This window comes from Antarctobacter sp., from assembly GCF_048262615.1.
Taxonomy (GTDB): domain Bacteria; phylum Pseudomonadota; class Alphaproteobacteria; order Rhodobacterales; family Rhodobacteraceae; genus Antarctobacter.
This window is the reverse complement of sequence record NZ_JBLXFB010000005.1, coordinates 76,205-97,890: the sequence shown is the minus strand read 5'-3', so window position 1 is coordinate 97,890 and position 21,686 is coordinate 76,205. Positions and strand designations below refer to the sequence as shown.

Here is a 21,686-nt window from a genome sequence, read left to right as displayed (position 1 = left end):
GGGCATGGCGCCGCCGTCCCAAATTTTGACCCCAGACGCAGGAGAGACCCATGTTCCCCACCCTGATCGGCACCGTGGTGATCGCCGGTATCGTCGGATACGCCTCGGAAAAGTCGCGCTTTACCCACAACGGCATCCTGCCCAGCATCATCATCTGCATCGGCGGGGCCTTCCTGTTTTACTTCGTGACCATCATGTTCGGCATCGGCTTCCGCGCGCCGGGCCTCAATGCCATCGCCGCCTCTGTCGGCGCGCTGATCATCGTCCCGACCCACTGGCGCAAACGCTGAGACGCAGACCACAGGTCCGGGCTTCTTCTTTGTCCAAATACACCCGGGGGGGCCGACCGCAGGGAGGCGGGGGCAGCGCCCCCATCCGTCGCCCGCACCGGACACCACAGGAGCGGATCACGACACCGCCCGACACCTGCGGCTGCGGCGGTCGCGCGCGCATCGCCCGCCGGGGCATCCGCAGATGACGCGCCCTGTGGGTCCACCTTCCCCCTAGGCCCCGCGACCGCGCTCGACTAAGCTCTGCCCAAGACCGTCCCGTCAGGAGCCCCCCAATGCCCATCGTCTGGCTGATCATCGTCGGCGCCGCCGCCGGATTCCTTGCAACCCGCCTGATGAAGATGGACACCGGCATCGTGCCGACCATCGCCATCGGCATCGGCGGCGCGCTTATCGGCGGGCTGATCATCCGATTTCTGCTTGCCGTCACCGGGCTGCTGGCCGGTCTTGTCGGCGCGGTGCTGGGCGCGATCCTGTTGATCTGGGTGTATAAAACCTACCTGCGCTGACCTCTGTGCAGCAGCGCAAAGCCGCTGCGCGGCGCGTTGCCTTGGCGCACAGCGCCGCCGCCGCTACCTGTGATGCAGGAAACAGGAGGCTCAGATGGGACAACTCGTTGATGGCAACTGGCACAGCGGCTGGTACGACACAAAGAAATCCGGCGGCAAGTTTGTCCGCTCGGAGTCGTCCTGGCGCAACTGGATCACCGCCGACGGCAGCGCCGGTCCCTCCGGTGAGGGCGGCTTCAAGGCCGAGGCCGACCGCTATCACCTCTATGTCAGCTATGCCTGCCCCTGGGCGCACCGCGCGCTGATCTTCCGCCAGCTCAAGGGGCTGGTGGACCTGATCACCGTCAGTGCCGTTCACCCCGACATGCTGGACGACGGCTGGACCTTTCAGACCGACGACAAGGGCGCTACCGGCGATACGTTGTACGGCCTGCCCTACCTGCGCGACATCTACACCAAGGCCGATCCCAAGGCGACGACCCGCGTGACGGTGCCGATCCTCTGGGACAAACAGCGCCAGACCATTGTTTCCAACGAATCGGCCGAGATCATCCGCATGTTCAACTCGGCCTTCGACGGGGTGACCGGCAAGACCGACGACTATTGGCCCAGGGATCTGCGGGAGGCCATCGAACCGGTCAATGCGCGGATTTACGACACGCTCAACAACGGTGTCTACAAGTCCGGTTTCGCCACCTCGCAAGAGGCCTATGACGCCGCCGTCCATCCGCTGTTCGACACGCTGGACTGGATCGAAGAGCGGCTCTCATCCTCCCGCTACCTGATGGGCGACCGCGTCACAGAGGCCGACTGGCGGCTGTTCACCACGCTGATCCGCTTTGACAAGGTCTACCACGGCCATTTCAAATGTAACCGTGCCCGGATCGTGGATTTCCCCAACCTCTGGGCCTACACGCGCGAGCTGTACCAATGGCCCGGTGTCGCCGAGACGGTGAATTTCGACCACATCACCCGGCACTATCACTACAGCCATGAAACGGTGAACCCGCATCGGATTGTGCCTGTGGGCCCCGACCTTGACCTGAACGCGCCGCACGGCCGCGAGCGGCTGCGCGCCGCCTGACACCGGCCCGCGCGTCAGAGCGCGCGGGCGTAGTGATGCACCATATTGGTCAGGTCGTCCGGCGGTGTGGTGGAGGGCAGGTAGGCGCAGGCATTGGCGCAGAGGTTGAAGATCGACCCGTCCGAGAAAAAGCTGGTGTTGGTGACAAAGATGATCCGCGCCTTGGGCTGGCGAAACTGGGCGATGTCCGAAATCGCCAGCGCGCTGTTGTCCTCGACCACCACATCAAGGATGATCACCTGAAACGACCGGGTTTCCAGCAACTCGAATGCCGAGTCCTGCGTGTAGGCGATCCAGACATCGGCCCCGCTGCGCTGGAGATGGCGCTGCCACAGTTGAGCAAGCGGCTTGCTGCTCTCCACAATCAGCACGTTCACGCGAACCTCCAGACGCCCAAACCCCGAAGCAGGATTTAGACTAAACTTTCGTATAGGTTTATCAATCCTTCAGAGGAATGAAGAAATCGTTAATCTGGGCCGCGTTTCTGAATGGTTGGTAAATCTCTGCCAAAGCGCCCGCCACCGGCCCTTGGAGGGTCTCCGCCGATGCCCGCTTGCCCCGCCCGATGGGGTTGATACTGTGCGCCATCAGACAGCAAACGAGGGATTTCATGCGGTTTTCGGCTATATTCGGCGCGCTGATGCTGGCGGGCGCGGCGCAGGCACAGGACGTGCCCTGCGGCGGCGGCTTTGGCGCTTTCGTGGACGGTCTCCGGCAAGAGGCGGTCGCGCTGGGCCATGACCCCGAGGCGGTTCGGCGGTTTTTTGCCAATGCGCAGCAAAGCGCGGCTGTGTTGAAGGCAGACGGGCGGCAAGGGATCTTTCAGGATCCCTTTATCACCTTCTCACGCAAACTGATCAGCCAAAGCCGCCTCGACAAGGGCCGCCAGATGGCGGACCGCTACGACAGCGTCTTTGACCGTATCGAAAGCGAATTCGGCCTGTCGCGCGGTGTGCTACTGGCCTTCTGGGCGTTCGAGACGGATTTCGGCGCGTTCCAGGGCGATTTCAACACGGTGAACGCGCTGGTGACGCTGGCGCATGACTGCCGCCGCCCCGAGATTTTCCGCCCGCAGATCTTTGCCGCACTGTCGCTTTATGAGCAGGGGGATCTGGACCCGCGCACCACCACGGGCGCATGGGCCGGTGAGATCGGCATGGTGCAGATGTTGCCCAAGGACATCCTGATCAACGGCGTCGATGGCGACGGCGATGGCCATGTGACCCCCAAGACCTCGGCCCCCGATGCGTTGATGTCCGGGGCCAAGATGCTGTCGCACCTTGGCTGGCGTCCGAATGAGCCGTGGCTGCAAGAGGTGGTGCTGCCCGCCGATCTGGAATGGTTTGACACCGGAATGCACGCGACCAAGACCGTGGCGGAATGGGAGCAACTGGGCGTGCGCGGCCGCCATGGCGCGCTGGATGACGGGCGGCTTCAGGCCTCAATCGTGATCCCGCAGGGGCGCAAGGGGCCGGCCTTTATCGCCTACCCGAACTTCAGCGTCTATTTCGAATGGAACCAGAGCTTTACCTACGTTCTGACCGCCGCCTATTTCGGCACCCGGTTGACAGGCGCGCCGGTCTACGATGCCGGGAACCCCGAACCGGGCCTGTCCGGCGACCAGATGAAGCGGTTGCAAGCCAAACTGGCCGAGCGCGGCTATGATGTGGGCAAGATCGACGGCATTCTGGGGGCCGGTACACGGGACGCGGTGCGCAGCGTGCAACGCGAACTGGGCATGCCGGCGGATGCCTGGCCGACACCGGCGCTGCTCAACCGGCTCTAGGCGCGTCAGGTTGGAAAAAAGACGCCTGCCGAAAGCCTGCTTTCGGCAGGCCCCCTCCCTTTGGACCGCGGCCTGCCCCGGACGGTATCGGGACAAAGAAAAAGAAGAAGACGGTATTTGGACAGAGAAGAAGCCGCAGCGGCACGGGGATAACCGGCGGCGCGTGCGGGTTAGCCGATGATCTCGAATTTGTTCACGTCGACCATGCCCCGGTCAGTGATCTTCAGCGCCGGGATCACCGGCAGCGCCAGAAAGGCCAGTTGCAGGAACGGCTCTTCCAGACCGACGCCCAGTGATTTTGCCGCCGCGCGCAGGTCCACCAGCCGCGCGCGCACCGCCTCGAACGGGTCCAGCGACATCAAGCCCGCCACCGGCAGCGCCAGTTCCGCCAGCACCTGACCGTCCCGTACCACGACAAAGCCGCCCTCGATCTGGCCCAGCCGGTTGGCCGCCACCGCCATGTCGGCATAATCGACGCCGACGCAGGCGATGTTGTGGTGATCGTGGCAGACGGTTGAGGCAATCGCCCCCGCCTGAAGTCCGAACCCCCGGACAAAGCCGGTGGCGATATTGCCGTTCTTGCCATGTCGTTCGACCACGGCGATCCGCACCAGATCGCGAGACAGGTCCGGCAGTTTGTCGCCGTCGGTAATCGGGATGTCCTCATGCAGGTGGTCGGTCAGGATCTGTCCCTCGCGGATGCCGATCACATCGGTGTCCACCCGGTTGCCGCGCGCGCGAAAATCCTGCGCGCTGACCTTGGGGGCCTTGACCGACGCGCGCCCCACGGGCGGCACGGTCTGTCGCTTGGCAAAAGCCGTGTCATTGACCACCACGCCCCCCGCCAGCACCAGTTGCGCGTCGCAATCCTCTAGCGTGCCCACGGCCACGATATCCGCCCGTTTGCCCGGCGCGATCATGCCACGATCCTTGAGGCCGAATGCCTCGGCGGCCGACAGCGTGGCCGCGCGGTAGACCGCCAGCGGCGGGCAGCCCAGCCGGATCAGTTCGCGGATCATGTAGTCCAGATGCCCGTATTCACCGATATCTAGCGGGTTTCGGTCGTCGGTGCACAGGCACATGTAGGGCGCGGTCCGCTCAGTCAGCAGCGGTTGCAGCGCGTGCAGATCCTTGGAGACAGAGCCTTCGCGGATCAGCACCCGCATCCCCTTGCGCAGCTTTTCCAGCGCCTCTTCGGGGTTTGTCGCCTCATGTTCGGTGCGGATTCCGGCGGCGACATAGGCGTTCAGATCCTTGCCCGACAGCAGCGGGCAATGCCCGTCGACGTGGCCGCCCTCGAACAGCCGCAGCTTGTCCATGCAGCCGGGATCGCGGTGGATCACGCCGGGAAAGTTCATGAACTCCGCCAGCCCCAGGCCCGCGTCGTGCCCCATCAGCCCGGCAAGCGCATCCGCATCCAGATCCGCGCCCGCCGTTTCCATATGGGTCGAGGGCACGCAGGACGACAGTTGGACTTTGATGTCTATCAACGTGTGCTGGCTCGCCTGCTGGAAATAGCGCACACCGGGCGCGCCGATCACATTGGCGATCTCATGCGGGTCGCAAATCGCCGTCGTCACCCCGCGCGGGGTGACGCAGCGGTCAAATTCAAACGGTGTGACCAGCGACGACTCGATGTGCAGGTGGGTGTCGATGAAACCGGGGACAAGGATCAGGCCCGAGACGTCGATCACCTCACGCGCCTCATACTGGTCGAAGACGCCGACAATCGTATCGCCGCAGATCGCCACGTCGCCCTCCAGCAGCGCGCCGGTGATCAGGTCGAACACCCGCCCACCGCGCAGCACCAGATCCGCCACCTCGTCGCCGCGCCCCTGCGCGATCCGTTGTTCCAGTTCCGCCATGTGACTGCCTCCGAATGCCTTTGCGCGCAATGATGGCATAGCCGCGCGCCGGGGGCGAGACGCCGCGCCCGGTATCACGTCCCGGTATCACGTCAAGCAAACGGCGCGCGCGGCAGGCCGGTTGCAAAGACGCGCGCGGCGCGGTCTACTCGCGCCAAAATCAACCAGGGAGACGACAATGAAAAAGACCCTCACTTCTGCCCTCGCATTTGGCCTTGTGTCCAGCGCGGCGCTGGCCAATTGCGACAGCGTGACGTTTTCGGACGTGGGCTGGACCGACATCACCGCCACAACGGCTGCCACCACGGTTCTGCTGGACGCGCTGGGCTATGAGACCGATATCAAGGTGTTGTCGGTGCCGGTGACCTATACCTCGATGGCGGCGGGCGACATCGATGTGTTCCTTGGCAACTGGATGCCCACGATGGAGGCGGACATTGCCCCCTACCGTGAGGCTGGCACCGTCGACACCGTGCGCGACAACCTGCAAGGCGCGAAATACACGCTGGCCACCAATGCCGTGGGCGCGGCGCTGGGGATCAAGGATTTCGCCGACATCGCCGCGCACGCGGATGCGCTGGACGAGACGATCTATGGCATCGAGCCGGGCAATGACGGCAACCGCCTGATCATCGACATGATCGACGCCGACGCCTTTGGTCTCAGCGCATTCGAGGTCAAGGAAAGCTCGGAGCAGGGGATGCTGGCGCAGGTGGGCCGGGCCGTGAACCGCGATGAGCCGGTGATCTTCCTCGCGTGGGAGCCGCACCCGATGAACGCCAACTATGACCTCACCTACCTGACCGGCGGTGACGACTGGTTCGGCCCCGATCTGGGCGGCGCGACGGTCTATACCAACACCCGCGCGGGTTATGTCGATGAGTGTCCGAACGTCGGCGCGTTGCTCAAGAACCTCGAATTCTCTCTTGCGATGGAGAACGAGATCATGGGCGCAATCCTTGACGATGGCGAAGACCCGGAAGATGCCGCCCGGACCTGGCTGTCGGCCAACATGGGGGTGCTGGACGGCTGGCTGGCGGGCGTGACCACTCAGGACGGTGGCGACGCCATGGCCGCGGTCAAGGCCGCGCTGGAGTAACAGGGGGCCCGCATGGGTCACGGTCCGGAAGGTCCCGCCATCGGCGGGGCCTTTCAGCAGGGCAGGGGGACGCCGGTCATTCGGCCATCAAGGCATCGTCCAGCGCCCGCGCCCGCACGGCCGCGTCGCGGGACATGATCCGGCCGATGTAGCTGTCAAACCCGTCACGTTCGGGCAGGGTGCCGAACTGACGGCCCCAGGCGATCTGCGACCCCAGATAGACGTCCAGCGCGCTGAACGCTTCACCCAGCAACCACGCGCGCCCGTCCGACAGCAGCGCGGCCAGCATGTCGGCCTCTTCCTCCAGCGAACACCACCCGGCGCGGCCACGGGCCTGCGGATCGTCCGGCAGTTCAAACCCGAAGGACCGGTTCACGATGGCCGCCTCCAGCGGGCCTGACGCAAAGAACATCCAGCGATAAAACGCCCCGCGCGCGCCCGGTGCGGGGATCAGGCCAGCCTCGGGGAAACGCTCTGCCAGATGGCAGCAAATCGCCGCGCCTTCGGTGATCACTGTGTCGCCATCGACCAGCGCGGGCACCTTGCCCATCGGGTTGACCGCCCGGTATTCGGGCCCCTTCATCTCGGGGCCGTATTGCAACACGCGGGTCTCATAGGTCGCGCCGCATTCCTCCAGCATCCAGCGGGCGATACGTCCACGCGACATCGGGTTGGTGTAAAAAATGAGTCCGGTCATGGCGGGTCTCCCTGTTTCGCGGCGAGGGTGCCACCCTTGTGTGCGTCTGACAAACCCCAATCACCACCGATCGGCTTCACAAACGCTGCCAAACCCCTCATGAATGGGAAAACAAGGGGGATGGGTTGGTGAACTGGCTGACAGAGCACAAGATACCTGTCGGAGACGCCGCAGAGGCGGTTTTCGACTGGCTGCAAAAAAACGGAGGCTGGTTCTTTGACGGTTTGGCCGTCGCGATGGAGGCGCTGATCGACGCGATCCTCTGGGTCCTGCAAGAGCCGCATCCGCTGATCGTGGTGCTGGTGCTGACGGCGGCCACCTTTGCCGTGCACCGGCGCTGGCAGGTGGCGGCGCTGGTCTTTGTCGGCTTTCTCTTCATCCTCAATCAGGGATACTGGGAGGAAACCACCGAAAGCCTGACACTGGTGCTGTCCGCCTGCGTGGTCTGCATGGGTGTTGGCGTTCCCATCGGCATCTACGCGGCACACAACCCGGGTATCTACCGGTTCATGCGCCCGGTTCTGGACCTGATGCAGACGTTGCCGACCTTTGTCTACCTGATCCCGGCCATCGTGTTTTTCGGTATCGGCATGGTGCCGGGTCTGATTGCCACGGTGATCTTTGTGGTGCCTGCCCCGATCCGGTTGACCCATCTGGGCATTGCCTCAACCCCCAAGGCGCTGCTGGAGGCGGCCGATGCCTTTGGCGCGACACCGCGGCAAAAGTTGTGGAAGATCGAACTGCCTTCGGCGCTGCCGCAGATCATGGCCGGGCTGAACCAGACCATCATGCTGTCGCTGTCGATGGTGGTGATCGCCGCGCTGGTCGGCGCGGATGGGCTGGGCGTGCCGGTGGTGCGCGCGCTGAACCGCGTCGATACCGGGCTGGGGTTTGAGGCGGGGCTGATCATCGTCGTCGTCGCCATCATGTTGGACCGTGCGCTGAGGGTGGGTGGCAAATGACAGCCGTGTCTTTCGAAAACGTCTCGATCATCTTTGGCGATCACCCCGATCGTGCCCTGCCACTCGCGGATCAGGGCAGGAGCCGGGCCGAGATTCAGGCCGAAACCGGCCAGGTGCTGGGGGCGCATGACTGTTCGCTCGACGTGGCAGAGGGTGAGATCGTGGTGCTCATGGGCCTGTCGGGGTCCGGAAAATCCACGCTGCTGCGCGCGGTCAACGGGCTGAATGCGGTCAGCCGTGGCTCCGTGCGGGTGACCTGTGGTGACGAAGTGACAGAGGTCACCAATTGTTCCGCAAGCGCCCTGCGCCGGGTCCGGCAAGGCCATGTCGCGATGGTGTTCCAGCAATTCGGCCTGCTGCCTTGGCGCACCGTGGCGGAAAATGTCGGTTTCGGGTTGGAGTTGGCCGGGCAGGCGGGCGCGCAGCGCGCCGAGACGGTGACACGCCAACTGGCGCTTGTCGGTTTGTCCGACTGGGGTGACCGCAAGGTCAGCGAGCTGTCAGGCGGGATGCAGCAGCGCGTCGGCCTTGCCCGCGCCTTTGCCACAGAGGCCCCGATCCTGTTGATGGATGAGCCGTTCTCGGCGCTCGATCCGCTGATCCGCACGCGGTTGCAGGACGAATTGCTTGACCTGCAACGCGAACTGAAACGCACCATCCTCTTTGTCAGCCACGATCTCGACGAAGCGTTCAAGCTGGGCAACCGCATCGCCATCATGGAGGGCGGGCGCATCGTCCAGACCGGCACCCCGCGTGAGATTTTCTCGGCCCCCGTGTCCGACTACGTGGCCGATTTCGTCGCCAACATGAACCCGCTGGGCGTGCTGACCGCGCGCGACGTGATGGAACCGGGGGAGGGCGGCGCAGAGGTGCCGCCGGAAACCCCGATCCGTGACCTGCTGCCCCGGCTCAAGGCCGGGCCGCTGACCGTGACGGAGGACGGCGCGTCGCTTGGCCGGGTCACCTCGGACAGCATCGTCCGCCGGTTGGCCGGATAAGCGTCGGCTCACCGGTCCGCGCCCGGCTATCGATGGGGCGACAAATCCCTCGGGGGAGCCTCCCGCCGGGCGACGGGCGCAGCGCCCCCGCCGTCACCGGTAAAGGGCGGCATAGCGCGGCGCGAAATAGGTGACAAAACTCTTCACCTCGCGCCGTCGATAGGCCTCGGGCGAAATCAGCATCAGGTGCTGCACATCTAGTTCCGGGATCGGGTCGAAACAGGGCAAAATGCCGGGCGTGTCACTTGCCATGCGAAGGTTCAACACACCCAAGCCGCGGCCCGAGGCGACGGCGGCCTGCATCAGGTCGATATCGGAAAAGACCTGTACGATCCGGTCTTCTGCCACGTGACGCAACAACCATTCGTGCAAAGCCGCGGGCACGCCCGGCCGCAAGAAACTGATGAAGCGGTGCCTGGTCATGTCTTCGACGCACCGGGGCAGGCCGTTTTTCTGGGCGTAGCTGTCCGAGCCGTAGAGCGTGAACTGAGCGGTGCTTATGTAACGGCAGATCAGGTCCGGGTTCACCGGGTTACGTGTCAGCCGCAGGGCGATATCCGCCTCACCGGCGATCAGGTCCAGCGGTACGACGTCTGGCAGGAACTCGAAACCGATCTCCGGATGCGTTTCGGCAAAACCGTCAAAAATCGCCATGGCCCGCGCGGAGAAATTCCGGTTGACGGCGGTGATCCGGATCGTGCGGACCGCCGTCAATTCCGCAACCTTGCCGCACAGCGCGTCGGCGGCGGCCTCCATCGCCTCTGCCATCGGCACCAGGTCGCGGGCGGCCCCGGTGGGGTGATACCCGCGGGTGTCCCGGTCAAACAGCACCAGCCCCAGATCATGCTCCAGCGTCTCGATGCGCCGGGCCACGGTGGGTTGCGACATCTCCAGCCTGTGCGAGGCCGCAAGGGTCGAGCCCTCGCGCATCACCGCGAGAAAGATCCGCACGTCAGACCAGTTGCGAAACCCGTTCTTCATTTATGTAGAACAGCACAACGCCGGGCCGGATACCAGCGTGTCCCGGCGCGGCGTACCCTGTCTGCAGTCGCTCAACACCCAGCTCAGGAGACAGACATGGCCTTGCTTGACAACATCCCCGCCGCCGCCCCAAAGATCCGCCCGCTGGCCGCACTGGGTCGCTTATTTGGTCGCCTGCTTGACCATGCCATCACACCGGACAGCGCGGACGAGGACCGCGCCCGCCGGGCGTTCCTGCAAGACATGATCGGCAACTGCCCGGATGCCTTTGCCAGTGAGGCGGATGTGCACAGCATGATGCATATGTACAGCCGCCGATTCTGACCGCGCGCGTTACCCGATCAAGCCCTTGATCGACCGGGCATGACCGGCCTCCGCCGCCAGCGTATCGGCGGCCAGCGCGCGGGCCTCATCCAGCAGGTCGCTATTTACGATCCGGTCGACCAGCCCCCAGTTCAGGGCCTCGTCCACCGGGATCTTCTGGCCCGCCATCAGGATCATCTTGGCCCGTGACGGCCCCACAAGGGCGGCAAGCCGCACCGGGTCCGAGGGCTGCGGCAGAAAGCCCAGCTTCATCACCGGATAAAACACCTTGGCGCCGGGAACCGAGATCCGCAGGTCGCAGGCCAGCGCCATCCCCATCGCGCCCCCCGCGACCGTGCCGTTCATCGCGCAGAGGGTCAGTCCGGGGTGGCGGGCAATCGCGCCCGACAACCGTTCCCACAGCGGCGAGACCGCCAGCCCCGCCCGCGCGGCGTCCAGATCGGCCCCGGCAGAGAACACCTTGCCCGCGCCGGTCAGCACCAGACCGCGCGCGCCGGTCAGCGCGTCCTCGGCAATCCGGCACAGATCCTCCAGCATCGCCGCGGTCAGGGAATTGGCCTTGTCGGGCCGGTCAATCGTGACGATCCACAGACCGTCGTCCTTGTCCAGCCGGATCATGCCAGCCCGACCGCCGCGCGCACGCCCTCATCGCGCAACGAGATTTCGCCGCCACGGTAGGCCTCTGCCGCGTCGGAACACATCCAGACCAATGCCTTTGCCACCCATTCCGGCGGGATATGGTCGGACCAGTCCAGCTGGCTCACCGGGTTGATTCCGCTCGCCTTGATTTCGCGCTGCATCTGGGTGGCCACCGTACCGGGCGACAGCGACAGCGCGCGGATACCCTGTTGGCTGTATTCCTTGTCCAGCATCCGGGTCAGCATCAGCGCCCCCGCCTTGGACGAACAATAGTGCGACCAGCCCTCGACCGGGCCATGCGCCGCCCCCGAACCGATGGTCAGCACCGTGCCGCCACCGGCCTCCAGCATCACCGGCAGCGCCGCGCGCATGCCGTGAAACACCCCCTTGAGGTTGATGTCGATCACTTCACCCCAGGCCTTGGGGTCGACCTCCGCCATGCGGGCCACGGGTTCGATCACGCCTGCATTGTTGATCAGAATGTCCAGACTGCCGTGGGCGGCGACGCAGTTGGCCACCGCCTTTTCGACCTCCCAGTAACGCGCGATATCGCAGGGAATCGCCACCGCCTGCGGCCCGATCTCCCCCGCCAGATCGGCAATCGCCTCGGCCGAGCGCGCCACCAGCGCCACCTTGGCACCCTTGGCGGCAAAGGCCCGCGCCGCTTCTGCCCCGATGCCCCGGCTTGCGCCGGTGATCATAACAGTCTTGTCCTGTAGTTCTCCGTTCATGCCGGGGCCTTTCGGATAAATCTTGGATTGCGCCACAAATGGCGTCTCGCCACTTTCGTAATCGCTCAATAGTATGGAATCCAGTCCCTTGACCGCGCTTGGGAAGCCCTTGAGACTGCTAACATTCGTTTGCACCGACAGAGAGGAAAAATTATGAATCGCTACGTTACAGCCTCGGCGCTGGCTATCGTTGCCATGGCCGGACCGGCTTTGGCTGATGTCACGCCGCAGCAGGTCTGGGACGACTTCGACGCCTACATGAGCAACTTTGGGTACGACATCACCGCGACCGAGGTGATGGAAGGCTCTGATCTGGTGGTGTCCGACATGACCATGGTCGTGACCATCCCCGAGGAAGACGGCGTTGTCCGTGTGGTGATGCCGCCGATGACCTTTGCCGATGCCGGCGACGGGTCGGTGAACGTCACCTATCCCGATGTCAGCCAGATCGAGCTGTTCTTTGTCGAGCGCGAAGAGACCGTCGGCGAAGTGGTCATCGAGATGACGCAAGCCGCGTTTGCCATGAACGTCTCGGGCAACCCCGGCGACATGACCTACACCTACAGCGGTGACAGCATCGCGCTGGAATTGATTCGCGCCTTCGGCGACGGTGAGGAAATCACCCGCGACATGCTGAGCGCGACCATGACCATGGGGCCGCTCTCGGGCACCTCGCATGTCATGCAGGCGGACGGCATGCGCTCGATCGAGCAAGAGCAGTCACTGGGCGATCTTGCAATCGACATGGTCTTCAAAGACCCCGATGGCGACGAGGGCGGCATGTTCAACATGCAACTCACCGGCATCACAGGGACGGGTGCCACCGTCCTGCCAGAAGAACTGGACTACGAAGACCCGGCCTCGATGTTCAAGAACGGTGGTTCGGTCGATGCGGTGCTCAAGCACAGTGGCGGCGCCACGCAGTTCACCTTTGACGAAGGTGACGGCCCGACCGCGGGTCAGTTCACATCGACCGGCGGTGAATTTGCCGTTGCCGTCTCTGAGACGGCGCTGACCTATGCCCTCTCGGGCACCGGCCAGACTGTCGCGCTTTCGGGGCCGGAATTGCCGTTGCCGATCAACGCGGAACTGGGTGAGTTCGGCTTTGCGCTGGAAATGCCGCTTGCCCCGTCCGAGACACCGCAGGATGCGTCCCTGTCGGTGGTGATCGGCAATTTCACCATGGCGGACATGCTGTGGAACATCTTTGATCCCGCAGAGGTTCTGCCGCGCGATCCCGCCACCGTCGCCTTCAACCTCGACGCGCAGGTTACGCCCTTCGTCAGCCTGTTCGACACCGATGCGGTAGAGGAACTTGGCCGCACCGGCGGTATGCCCGGTGAGCTGAACTCTGTCACCCTCAGCGATTTTGTCATCGACGTGGTTGGCGGCGTGATCCTTGGATCGGGTGCCTTCACCTTTGACAACAGCGATCTGGAAACCTTTGACGGGTTGCCGCGCCCCATGGGTCAGCTTGACCTCCAGGTTTCGGGGGCAAACACGCTGATCGACAGCCTGATTTCGATGGGTCTGCTGCCGGAACAGGATGCGATGGGCTTTCGCATGATGCTGTCGATGTTCACCGTGCCGGGCGAAGAGCCTGACACCATGACCTCGACCATCGAGATCAACGAAGAGGGCCACGTCCTCGCCAACGGTCAGCGCATCCAGTAACGCGCCTGATCCGGACGGACAGAAGGGCGGGGGAAACCCCGCCCTTTTTCGTGCCGCACGGTCTAGCTGCGCAGCGCAGGCAGACCCACACCCGTCGATTCAAACCCGCCATCCACGGCGACGATCTGACCGCTGACATAAGACGCCTTCTCTGATGCCAGAAAGACGATCACCTCGGCCAGTTCGCGCTCTGACCCGTAGCGGTTCAGTGGAATGGAATCGTGATAGGACTGAATGATTTCAGGGCTGTGCACCGCCATCGACAGCTTGGTCTTGACCGGACCGGGGGCCACACAGTTCACCCGGATACCGTATTCCCCCAGTTCCGCGGCGTGCTGTTTGGTCAACTGGATCACCGCCGCCTTGGATGTGCCATAGGCCACCCGCAGCGTCGAGGCGCGCAAGCCGCTGATCGAGGCGATATTGACAATCGCCCCATGCGTTTCCTTCAGATGCGGCGTAACTGCCTGTGAACACAGGAAAACGCCATCAAGGTTGGTTTCCATCACCCGCCGCCACATTTCGAAATCGCAGTCTTCGATGGGGCCGAACTCTGCCACGCCCGCGTTGTTGATCAGCGCGTCGATGCGCCCGGCCCAGCCGTGGGTTTCGCGCATCGCCGCGTTCACGTCCTGCGGGTTCGACACGTCGCGCACCAGCGCCAGCACGTTTTCCCGCTTGGCCGTCTGCTTCAGCAGTTCCTCACCGTCGCGGTCCAGCATCGCCACGCACCAGCCGTTTTCCAGAAACAGGTCCGCCGTGGCCAGCCCGATGCCGCGCGCGGCCCCGGTGACGATTGCGCATTTCTTGTCCATAGATGTTCTCCCCATTCGTTGCGGCGCAGCTTAGGCACCGCCCGCAGCGGGGGAAAGCCCCCTCAGGCGCGCATCAGGTCGGGCAGGTCGCCGGTCAGCCCCGCCGCTTCGCGGATAAAGCTGCGGCGCAATCCGGGGGCAGCGTTGATCGCCGCCATGCCAAGGTCGCGGCCCAGCCGGAGCAGGGGGTTGTCGTTCGAAAACAGCCGGTTGAACAGGTCGGTCGAGGTGGCCAGCGATGCGGTGTCAAACCGCCGCCACTGCGCATACCGGCTCAGCACACCCGGAGAGGCAAAATCCTCGCCCCGCCGCGCGGCATGTGTGATCACATGCGCCAGCGCCGCCACGTCGCGCAGCCCCGCGTTTAACCCCTGACCGGCAATCGGGTGCATCCGGTGCGCCGCATCGCCAACCAGCGCCACCCGTTCGGCGGTAAAGGCCCGCGCCAGCGACAGGCTCAAAGGATAGGTATAGCGCGCCCCCGCCAAGGAAATCTCACCCAGAAAATCGCCAAAGCGGGGCCGCAGGACCTGTAGGTATTCCGCATCGGGCAGCGCGTTGATCGCCTGCGCGCGCCCGTCCCGCTCGCTCCAGACAATGGACGAGCGGTTGCCCGTCAGCGGCAGGATCGCCAGCGGCCCGGCGGGCAGGAACAACTGATGCGCGACACCGCCATGCGGTTGCTCATGGGCAATGGCGCAGACCAGCGCCACCTGCCCATAGCCCCAGCCCATCCGCCGGATGCCCGCGCGGGTGGCGACACCGCTTTTCTGTCCGTCCGCGCCCACCAGCAACCGGCCAGTGAGACGCTCACCGTCCGCCAGCGTGACCGACGCGCCCTCGGGCCGCGTCTCTTGTGCGACCACCATCGCCTCGGCCCGTTGCGTGATCAGGTCGGACCCGTCCAGCGCCGCCAGCAGCACGCGCCGCAAATACCTGTCCTCAACCATGAACCCCATCGGGCCGTCTTCGATCTCGGCACTGTCGAAATGCAGGCCAAGGAAGACCCCGGCATCGCCCACACGCCCGTCCGACACCTTGATCTGGGCCATCGGCTGCGCGTGATCCCGCAGCGCCTCCCACAGGTCCAGCCGGTCCAGCATCCGCTGCGACGACCGCGCCAGCGCGTAAGAGCGCCCGTCAAACTCTGCGTCCTGCCGCGTGGCCAGCGGCAGCGCGTCCACCACACAAGAGGTCAGCCCCGCCTGTGCGGCGGCCAGCGCAAGGGCGGGTCCGTTCAGGCCACCGCCGACAATGATCAGGTCATGTTCCATGAGGCGCAATATGGCCGCCCGCGCGGGATTGTCCATGCGCCCGCCTGCCGCTACCGTCGCGCCAGACACGAGGGGACCGCACCATGACCAAAGTGACCGACCAAACCGCCGCCGACCTTGGGCGCGGCATCGCCAAGGGTGAGATCGACCCGGTCACATTGGCCGAGGATTTCCTCAATGAGATCAACGCGCACCCCATGCGGGACCGGATTTACGCGCGGATCACCCCCGACCGGGCGCTGGCAGAGGCGAAAGCCGCCAAGACCCGCGCCGATCTGGGCCTGCGCTGTCATCCGCTGGACGGTGTGCCGATCAGCTGGAAAGACCTCTATGACACCGCCGGGATTGTGACAGAGGCGGGCTCTGGCCTGCTGGCGGGCCGCATCCCCGACCGCGACGCAGAGGTGCTGCGCAACGCGACCCAGAACGGGCTGGTCTGTCTGGGCAAGACCCATATGTCCGAACTGGCCTTTTCCGGTCTGGGCCTGAACCCGGTCACCGCCACCGCCCCCTGCGTGAACGACCCCGAGGCCGTCGCCGGCGGATCGTCCTCCGGTGCGGCCGCCTCTGTCGCCTTTCGTCTCGCCCCCGCCGGTGTCGGCTCTGACACGGGCGGGTCCGTGCGTCTGCCCGCCTGCTGGAATGACCTTGTCGGGTTGAAAACCACCTCCGGGCTGCTCAGCCTGTCGGGGGTGGTGCCGCTGATTGCCCGCTTTGACACCGTCGGCCCGCTGTGCCGCACGGTCGAGGACGCGGCGCTGATGCTCTCCGCGCTCGAAGGGGCACCCGCGCCCGACCTGACCAATGCCACCCTGAAAGGCCGTCGATTTGCGGCGCTTCAGACCATTGTCATGGACGACCTGGATGAGGCCCCCGCCCGCGCCTATGCGCAATCGCTGGACCGGCTGCGCGCCGCCGGGGCCATCATCGAACCGATTGATTTCCCACAGATCGCCCGGCCCCACGCGGATTCGGGCATGTTGTACACCGCCGAGGCCTGGGCCACATGGCGCGACACCATCACCGCACAGCCCGACGTCATGTTCGCCCCCATCCGCGAGCGGTTTGAGGCCGGGGCCGCCCACAGCGCCGCCGATTTCATCGCCGCCTGGCAGCGCATCCGCGCCATGCGCGCCGACTGGGTCAAGGCGACCGCAGGCTTTGACGCCGTCCTGTGCCCGACAGCCCCCAACCTGCCGGAAAAGGTCGAGACGCTGATGGAACTGGGCGACACCTATGTGCAGGCCAACCTGCGCACCCTGCGCAATACCCGGATCGGCAACCTGCTGGGCGGGGCCATCATAACCCTGCCCACGGGCACGCCGTCCTGTGGCATCTCGCTGATGGGCACACCGATGGGTGAACACCGGTTGCTGCGGCTGGCCGCCGCCGCAGAGGCCGCTCTGGCCTGACAAAACCCGGCGGACTGCGGCTTTCACGTCACATCGCCCTTTGGCAGGTCCTTGATTCTGGACAGAACCCCCTGTTTTTCCGTATCCTGCGGACAAACGCGGGGCACGCAATGATCCCGCATACCTTGAGGCAGTACTGGCAGATGTTCCCCGAACGGTTTTCGAACCTACCGGCCTATGCGTTCCCGCGTCTGCGGGCCCTTCTGGATTCGCAAGAACCCGGCGGTCCGGTGCTGCACATGTCCATCGGAGAGCCGAAACACGCCTTTCCGCCGTGGATCACGCAAATCATCACCGATCACGCGGCTGAATTTGGCCGCTACCCACCGAACGAGGGCACGCCGGAACTGCGCGCCGCCATCGCGGGCTGGCTGAACCGCCGTTATGGCGTGACGATGGACCCTGACACGCAGATCATGTCGCTGAACGGCACCCGTGAGGGGCTGTACAACACCGGCATGGCGCTCTGTCCCGAGCGCAAGAACGGCCAGCGCCCGACCGTGCTGATGCCGAACCCGTTTTATCAGGTCTACATGATCTCGGCGATTTCGGTGGCGGCAGAGCCAGTCTTTGCCCCGGCCACCGCCGAAACCGGCCACCTGCCGGATTATGCCGGATTGCCCACGGATGTGCTGGACCGCGCGGCGCTGTGTTACATCTGTTCGCCCGCGAACCCGCAGGGGGTCATGGCCTCCGAGGCGTATTGGCGCGACCTGATCACGCTGGCCGAAAAACATGACTTCCAGATCGTCGCCGACGAATGCTATTCAGAGCTTTACCGCCAGACACCGCCCACCGGCGCGCTGGAGGTTGCCGCCGCGATGGGCGCAAACCCTGAGCGGGTCATCTCCTTGCATTCGCTGTCGAAACGCTCCAATCTGCCCGGTCTGCGCTCGGGCTTTGTGGCCGGTGGACCCGACAGCATCGCCCGTTTGCGCCAGTTGCGCGCCTATTCGGGCGCGCCGGTGCCGCTGCCGTTGCAGCGGGTGTCAGAGGCGCTCTGGACCGATGAGGACCACGTGCGCGAGAATCGCGCGCTCTGGGTGCAGAAATACGCGCTGGCGGATGAGGTTCTGGGCCATGTGCCGGGGTACATGTCGCCACAGGCGGGCATGTTCCTCTGGCTGCCGGTTCAGGACGGTGAGGCGGCGGCGCTGAAGCTGTGGACACAGACCGGCGTCCGGGTGCTGCCCGGCGCCTATCTGTCGCGCGACACCGACGGCGGAAATCCGGGGCAGGGGTATATCCGCGTGGCGCTGGTGGCGCCCTACGACGAAACCAAAGACGGGCTGACCCGAATCCGGGACTGCCTGTTTGTATAATAACAAGACCGACGAGGCGACGATGGCAACTTTTCAGGCACGGGGACGCGATCCTCTGTTCGACACCAATACGGCCGCCACGCTGGAAAAGCGGGGCCGCGAACTGATCGGGCTGGCGCTGATCGCGCTGGGGCTGATGGTGGGTGCCATGATTGCCTCTTACACGCCGGAGGACCCGTCGTGGCTGTCGGCAACGGACGCGCCGGTGCAGAACTGGATGGGCCGTCTGGGGGCCTATGTGGCCGCGCCGCTGTTCATGATCATCGGGCTGGGGGCGTGGTCGCTGGCGACGGTGCTGATCGTCTGGGGCGCACGCATGGCGCTGCATCAGGGCAATGGCCGCGCCTTCACCTGCCTGATCTTCTCGCCGATCTTCGTGGCGCTGTCGGCGGTCTATGCCTCGGGCCTGCCGGAAACCACCGGATGGACGCATCACTTTGGTCTGGGCGGGCTGTTTGGCGACATGATGATGGGCTCTGTCCTGAACGTGCTGCCGGTCGCGCCCGCAATCGGGCTCAAGGTTGTGCAACTGGGCCTTGGCGCGGGGATCATCGTGCTGGGGGCCTTTGTGCTGGGCTTTACGCGGGCCGAGCTGAAACGCATCGCGCGGTTCCTGATTGTCAGCCTTGTCATGGTCTACGCCACGGTGGTGCGGCTGCTGGGTCTTGGGGCCAATGGCGCTGTGGGCGCTGCGCAGCGTTTGCAGGCCGCATCCGCTGACCGCCGCGCCGCCAAGGCAGAGCGCCGTGCGGCAGAGGCTGTTGCCGTGGCCGCCGCCGCCGAAACCTATGCCGAACCGGCCCCCGCTGCCATGCCCTCTGCGGCGCGCGTGCTGCGGGCCGACATGGGCGTGCCGCCCTCTCCCGAGGCCGACCTTTATGACGCGGATGAGGACCTGATCGAACTCGCCCCCGCGCCGCAGCCGGAGAAACCCGGCTTTCTGTCGCGCATGATCCGCCGGTCCGAACCGGGCCCGATGCCAGAGCCGGAACTGGTCGACCGCCAGATCGACCACGATGTCGAAGTGCCCGGAGAGGACCGCATCCGTGCCAAGATCGCCAAAGCGGTGAGATCCCGCCACACCGTTCTGCCCGGCCGCCCGACCCCCAATATCGCCGAGACCAAGCCGCTGACGCGGGGCAGGGGGCATGGCCCGCAGCCCATCGTGTTCCGCGATACGCCGCGCGTGGCGGCTTTGCCGCCCGAACCGCCGCTGACCGCTTCGGCGCGGGCAATGCCCGCGGTGCCGCCGCTGACCGCCGCCGCCCCGTCGCCGCAGCCGCTGTCCGAGACGCTGACCGACCCGGATTGGGATGTCCATGAGCCCGAGGCAGAGATGCTGGCCGACCCCGCGCCGCAGGCCGCCCCCCGCGTCCTGCCCCGCGTGCCCGAGGTCGACCCGGAGGTCGACGCCACTCTCTATTCCGACCTCAGCGATTTCGACGACTACGGCGACGAGGACGACGCCGAGATCCTGACCGACGATTACCGCCCCGAACCGGCCCCGCAGCCGGTGCAGGCGCGCGCCGCCGTGCCGCTGCCGGAACCCAAAAAGGTTGTGCAACAGCCGATCCGCAAGCCGATCCTGCCGTCCAAACGCGCGCAGGCAGAGGCGCAGCCCTCGCTTAGCTTTGACGACAATACGCCGGACTACGAACTGCCGCCGCTGTCGCTGCTGATGTCGCCCGACAAGATCGAGCGTCACGTTCTCAGCGACGAGGCGCTGGAGGAAAACGCCCGGATGCTGGAAACCGTGCTGGACGACTATGGCGTCAAGGGGGAGATCGTCTCTGTTCGCCCCGGCCCGGTTGTCACCATGTATGAACTGGAACCCGCGCCGGGTCTCAAGGCGTCGCGCGTCATCGGCCTTGCCGATGATATCGCGCGCTCCATGTCGGCGCTGTCCGCCCGCGTGTCTACCGTGCCGGGCCGCAGCGTGATCGGCATCGAACTGCCGAACGACAATCGCGAGATGGTGTCGTTCCGCGAAATCCTCGCCGGGCGCGACTACGGCGACGGCAAGCACAAGCTGCCGCTGGCGCTGGGCAAGGACATCGGCGGCGCGCCGGTTGTGGCCAACCTTGCCAAGATGCCTCACCTGCTGATTGCCGGGACCACCGGCTCGGGCAAGTCGGTGGCGATCAACACCATGATCCTGTCGCTGCTCTACAAACTGTCCCCCGAAGACCTGCGCATGGTGATGATCGACCCCAAGATGCTGGAACTCAGCGTTTATGACGGCATCCCGCACCTGCTGTCGCCTGTTGTGACCGACCCGAAAAAGGCGGTTGTCGCCCTGAAATGGGTCGTGGGCGAGATGGAAGACCGCTATCGCAAGATGTCCAAGATGGGGGTGCGCAACATCGACGGCTACAATGGCCGGGTCGAGGACGCGCAGTCCAAGGGGGAGATGTTCAGCCGCACGGTGCAGACCGGCTTTGACGACGACACCGGAGAGCCGGTGTTCGAGACAGAGGAATTCGAACCCAGGAAAATGCCCTACATCGTCGTCATCGTCGACGAGATGGCCGACCTGATGATGGTCGCGGGCAAAGAGATCGAGGCCTGTATTCAACGTCTGGCGCAGATGGCGCGGGCCAGCGGAATCCACCTGATCATGGCCACGCAGCGTCCCTCGGTCGACGTGATCACCGGCACGATCAAGGCGAACTTCCCCACCCGGATTTCCTTTCAGGTGACGTCCAAGATCGACAGTCGCACCATCCTTGGCGAAATGGGCGCAGAGCAACTGCTGGGCATGGGCGACATGCTGTATATGGCGGGCGGGGCCAAGATCACCCGCTGCCACGGGCCGTTCGTCAGCGACGAAGAGGTCGAGGAGATCGTCAACCACCTCAAGGCCTTCGGACCGCCGGACTATGTCGGCGGCGTGGTGCAGGGGCCTGACGACGAAAAGGCCGACGATATCGACGCGGTTCTGGGGCTCAACACCGGCGGCAATACCGGCGGCGAGGATGCGCTGTACGATCAGGCGGTGGCGATTGTCATCAAGGACCGCAAATGCTCGACCTCCTACATCCAGCGCAAGCTGGGCATCGGCTATAACAAGGCCGCGCGGCTGGTCGAACAGATGGAGGACGAGATGGTCGTCTCTTCTGCGAACCACGTCGGCAAGCGTGAGATTCTGGTGCCCGAGCAGCAATAAGTCCGGCACCTCGACCAGCTTTCCAAAAGGCCGCCCTTCCGCCGGGGCGGCCTTTTGC

20 protein-coding genes are annotated in these 21,686 nt (G+C 65.0%); 12 read left to right on the top strand and 8 right to left on the bottom strand.

What is annotated here, in order from left to right; all coding sequences use genetic code 11:
- Nucleotides 1–50: 50 nt before the first annotated feature.
- From ACN0S5_RS07505 to ACN0S5_RS07495, 3 genes are all read left to right on the top strand, one after another.
- The gene (locus ACN0S5_RS07505; RefSeq protein ID WP_417207486.1) at nt 51–290 is read left to right on the top strand and encodes a hypothetical protein; all 240 of its coding nucleotides are present in this window, start codon (nt 51–53) and stop codon (nt 288–290) included.
- Between the two features lie 275 nt (nt 291–565).
- Nucleotides 566–799 (top strand): GlsB/YeaQ/YmgE family stress response membrane protein, encoded by a 234-nt coding sequence (locus ACN0S5_RS07500; protein ID WP_417207484.1) that lies wholly within the window; start codon nt 566–568, stop codon nt 797–799.
- Nucleotides 800–893: 94 nt separating this feature from the next.
- Nucleotides 894–1,883, top strand: a complete 990-nt coding sequence (locus tag ACN0S5_RS07495; protein WP_417207482.1) for a glutathione S-transferase family protein — start codon at nt 894–896, stop codon at nt 1,881–1,883.
- 14 nt (nt 1,884–1,897) lie between these two features.
- Here ACN0S5_RS07495 and ACN0S5_RS07490 read toward each other — a convergent pair whose 3' ends face one another.
- Nucleotides 1,898–2,260, bottom strand: coding sequence for a response regulator transcription factor (locus tag ACN0S5_RS07490; RefSeq protein ID WP_417207481.1), 363 nt, complete (start codon nt 2,258–2,260; stop codon nt 1,898–1,900).
- Nucleotides 2,261–2,493: 233 nt separating this feature from the next.
- On the opposite strand from ACN0S5_RS07490, the gene ACN0S5_RS07485 reads away from it, so the two are divergent.
- Complete coding sequence (locus ACN0S5_RS07485) at nt 2,494–3,669, top strand: lytic murein transglycosylase (RefSeq protein WP_417207480.1); 1,176 nt, start codon at nt 2,494–2,496, stop codon at nt 3,667–3,669.
- 170 nt (nt 3,670–3,839) lie between these two features.
- On the opposite strand, the gene ade is transcribed toward ACN0S5_RS07485, so the two are convergent.
- Nucleotides 3,840–5,534, bottom strand: a complete 1,695-nt coding sequence (ade, locus tag ACN0S5_RS07480) for an adenine deaminase (protein ID WP_417207479.1) — start codon at nt 5,532–5,534, stop codon at nt 3,840–3,842.
- A 178-nt stretch (nt 5,535–5,712) separates the two neighbouring features.
- Here ade and choX point away from each other — a divergent pair, with 178 nt between their 5' ends.
- Nucleotides 5,713–6,633 carry a choline ABC transporter substrate-binding protein gene (choX, locus tag ACN0S5_RS07475; protein ID WP_417207478.1) on the top strand — a complete coding sequence of 307 codons (921 nt, stop codon included), beginning with the start codon at nt 5,713–5,715 and terminating at the stop codon, nt 6,631–6,633.
- A 76-nt stretch (nt 6,634–6,709) separates the two neighbouring features.
- Here choX and ACN0S5_RS07470 read toward each other — a convergent pair whose 3' ends face one another.
- Entirely contained in the window at nt 6,710–7,330 is a 621-nt protein-coding gene (locus ACN0S5_RS07470; protein ID WP_417207477.1) for a glutathione S-transferase family protein, read from the bottom strand.
- 128 nt (nt 7,331–7,458) lie between these two features.
- Between ACN0S5_RS07470 and choW the strand changes: the two genes are divergently transcribed.
- Nucleotides 7,459–8,292: a choline ABC transporter permease subunit gene (gene choW / locus ACN0S5_RS07465; protein WP_417207475.1), complete on the top strand. Its 834-nt coding sequence runs from the start codon at nt 7,459–7,461 to the stop codon at nt 8,290–8,292.
- The gene (choV, locus tag ACN0S5_RS07460) at nt 8,289–9,290 is read left to right on the top strand and encodes a choline ABC transporter ATP-binding protein (protein ID WP_417207474.1); all 1,002 of its coding nucleotides are present in this window, start codon (nt 8,289–8,291) and stop codon (nt 9,288–9,290) included. Before choW ends, choV begins: the two co-directional genes overlap by 4 nt.
- Nucleotides 9,291–9,383: 93 nt before the next feature.
- On the opposite strand, the gene ACN0S5_RS07455 is transcribed toward choV, so the two are convergent.
- Nucleotides 9,384–10,271, bottom strand: a complete 888-nt coding sequence (locus ACN0S5_RS07455; RefSeq protein ID WP_417207473.1) for a LysR family transcriptional regulator — start codon at nt 10,269–10,271, stop codon at nt 9,384–9,386.
- 96 nt (nt 10,272–10,367) lie between these two features.
- Between ACN0S5_RS07455 and ACN0S5_RS07450 the strand changes: the two genes are divergently transcribed.
- Entirely contained in the window at nt 10,368–10,595 is a 228-nt protein-coding gene (locus tag ACN0S5_RS07450; protein WP_417207471.1) for a hypothetical protein, read from the top strand.
- A 9-nt stretch (nt 10,596–10,604) separates the two neighbouring features.
- On the opposite strand, the gene ACN0S5_RS07445 is transcribed toward ACN0S5_RS07450, so the two are convergent.
- Together ACN0S5_RS07445 and ACN0S5_RS07440 are read right to left on the bottom strand one after the other, a co-directional pair.
- Nucleotides 10,605–11,213, bottom strand: coding sequence for an enoyl-CoA hydratase/isomerase family protein (locus tag ACN0S5_RS07445; protein WP_417207470.1), 609 nt, complete (start codon nt 11,211–11,213; stop codon nt 10,605–10,607).
- The gene (locus tag ACN0S5_RS07440) at nt 11,210–11,965 is read right to left on the bottom strand and encodes an SDR family oxidoreductase (protein ID WP_417207669.1); all 756 of its coding nucleotides are present in this window, start codon (nt 11,963–11,965) and stop codon (nt 11,210–11,212) included. Before ACN0S5_RS07440 ends, ACN0S5_RS07445 begins: the two co-directional genes overlap by 4 nt.
- 153 nt (nt 11,966–12,118) lie before the next feature.
- On the opposite strand from ACN0S5_RS07440, the gene ACN0S5_RS07435 reads away from it, so the two are divergent.
- The gene (locus ACN0S5_RS07435) at nt 12,119–13,639 is read left to right on the top strand and encodes a DUF2125 domain-containing protein (RefSeq protein WP_417207469.1); all 1,521 of its coding nucleotides are present in this window, start codon (nt 12,119–12,121) and stop codon (nt 13,637–13,639) included.
- A 62-nt stretch (nt 13,640–13,701) separates the two neighbouring features.
- On the opposite strand, the gene ACN0S5_RS07430 is transcribed toward ACN0S5_RS07435, so the two are convergent.
- Together ACN0S5_RS07430 and ACN0S5_RS07425 are read right to left on the bottom strand one after the other, a co-directional pair.
- On the bottom strand, nt 13,702–14,454 hold the full coding sequence (locus ACN0S5_RS07430) for an SDR family NAD(P)-dependent oxidoreductase (protein WP_417207468.1): 753 nt from the start codon (nt 14,452–14,454) through the stop codon (nt 13,702–13,704).
- Between the two features lie 62 nt (nt 14,455–14,516).
- Nucleotides 14,517–15,764, bottom strand: coding sequence for a UbiH/UbiF/VisC/COQ6 family ubiquinone biosynthesis hydroxylase (locus ACN0S5_RS07425; RefSeq protein WP_417207467.1), 1,248 nt, complete (start codon nt 15,762–15,764; stop codon nt 14,517–14,519).
- A 47-nt stretch (nt 15,765–15,811) separates the two neighbouring features.
- Here ACN0S5_RS07425 and ACN0S5_RS07420 point away from each other — a divergent pair, with 47 nt between their 5' ends.
- The 3 genes from ACN0S5_RS07420 to ACN0S5_RS07410 all read left to right on the top strand — a co-directional run bounded on the left by ACN0S5_RS07420 (nt 15,812) and on the right by ACN0S5_RS07410 (nt 21,628).
- On the top strand, nt 15,812–17,140 hold the full coding sequence (locus tag ACN0S5_RS07420) for an amidase (protein ID WP_417207466.1): 1,329 nt from the start codon (nt 15,812–15,814) through the stop codon (nt 17,138–17,140).
- Between the two features lie 143 nt (nt 17,141–17,283).
- Nucleotides 17,284–18,462, top strand: a complete 1,179-nt coding sequence (locus tag ACN0S5_RS07415) for an aminotransferase class I/II-fold pyridoxal phosphate-dependent enzyme (RefSeq protein WP_417207668.1) — start codon at nt 17,284–17,286, stop codon at nt 18,460–18,462.
- A gap of 22 nt (nt 18,463–18,484) precedes the next feature.
- Nucleotides 18,485–21,628 (top strand): DNA translocase FtsK 4TM domain-containing protein, encoded by a 3,144-nt coding sequence (locus ACN0S5_RS07410; protein ID WP_417207464.1) that lies wholly within the window; start codon nt 18,485–18,487, stop codon nt 21,626–21,628.
- Nucleotides 21,629–21,686 lie beyond the last annotated feature (58 nt).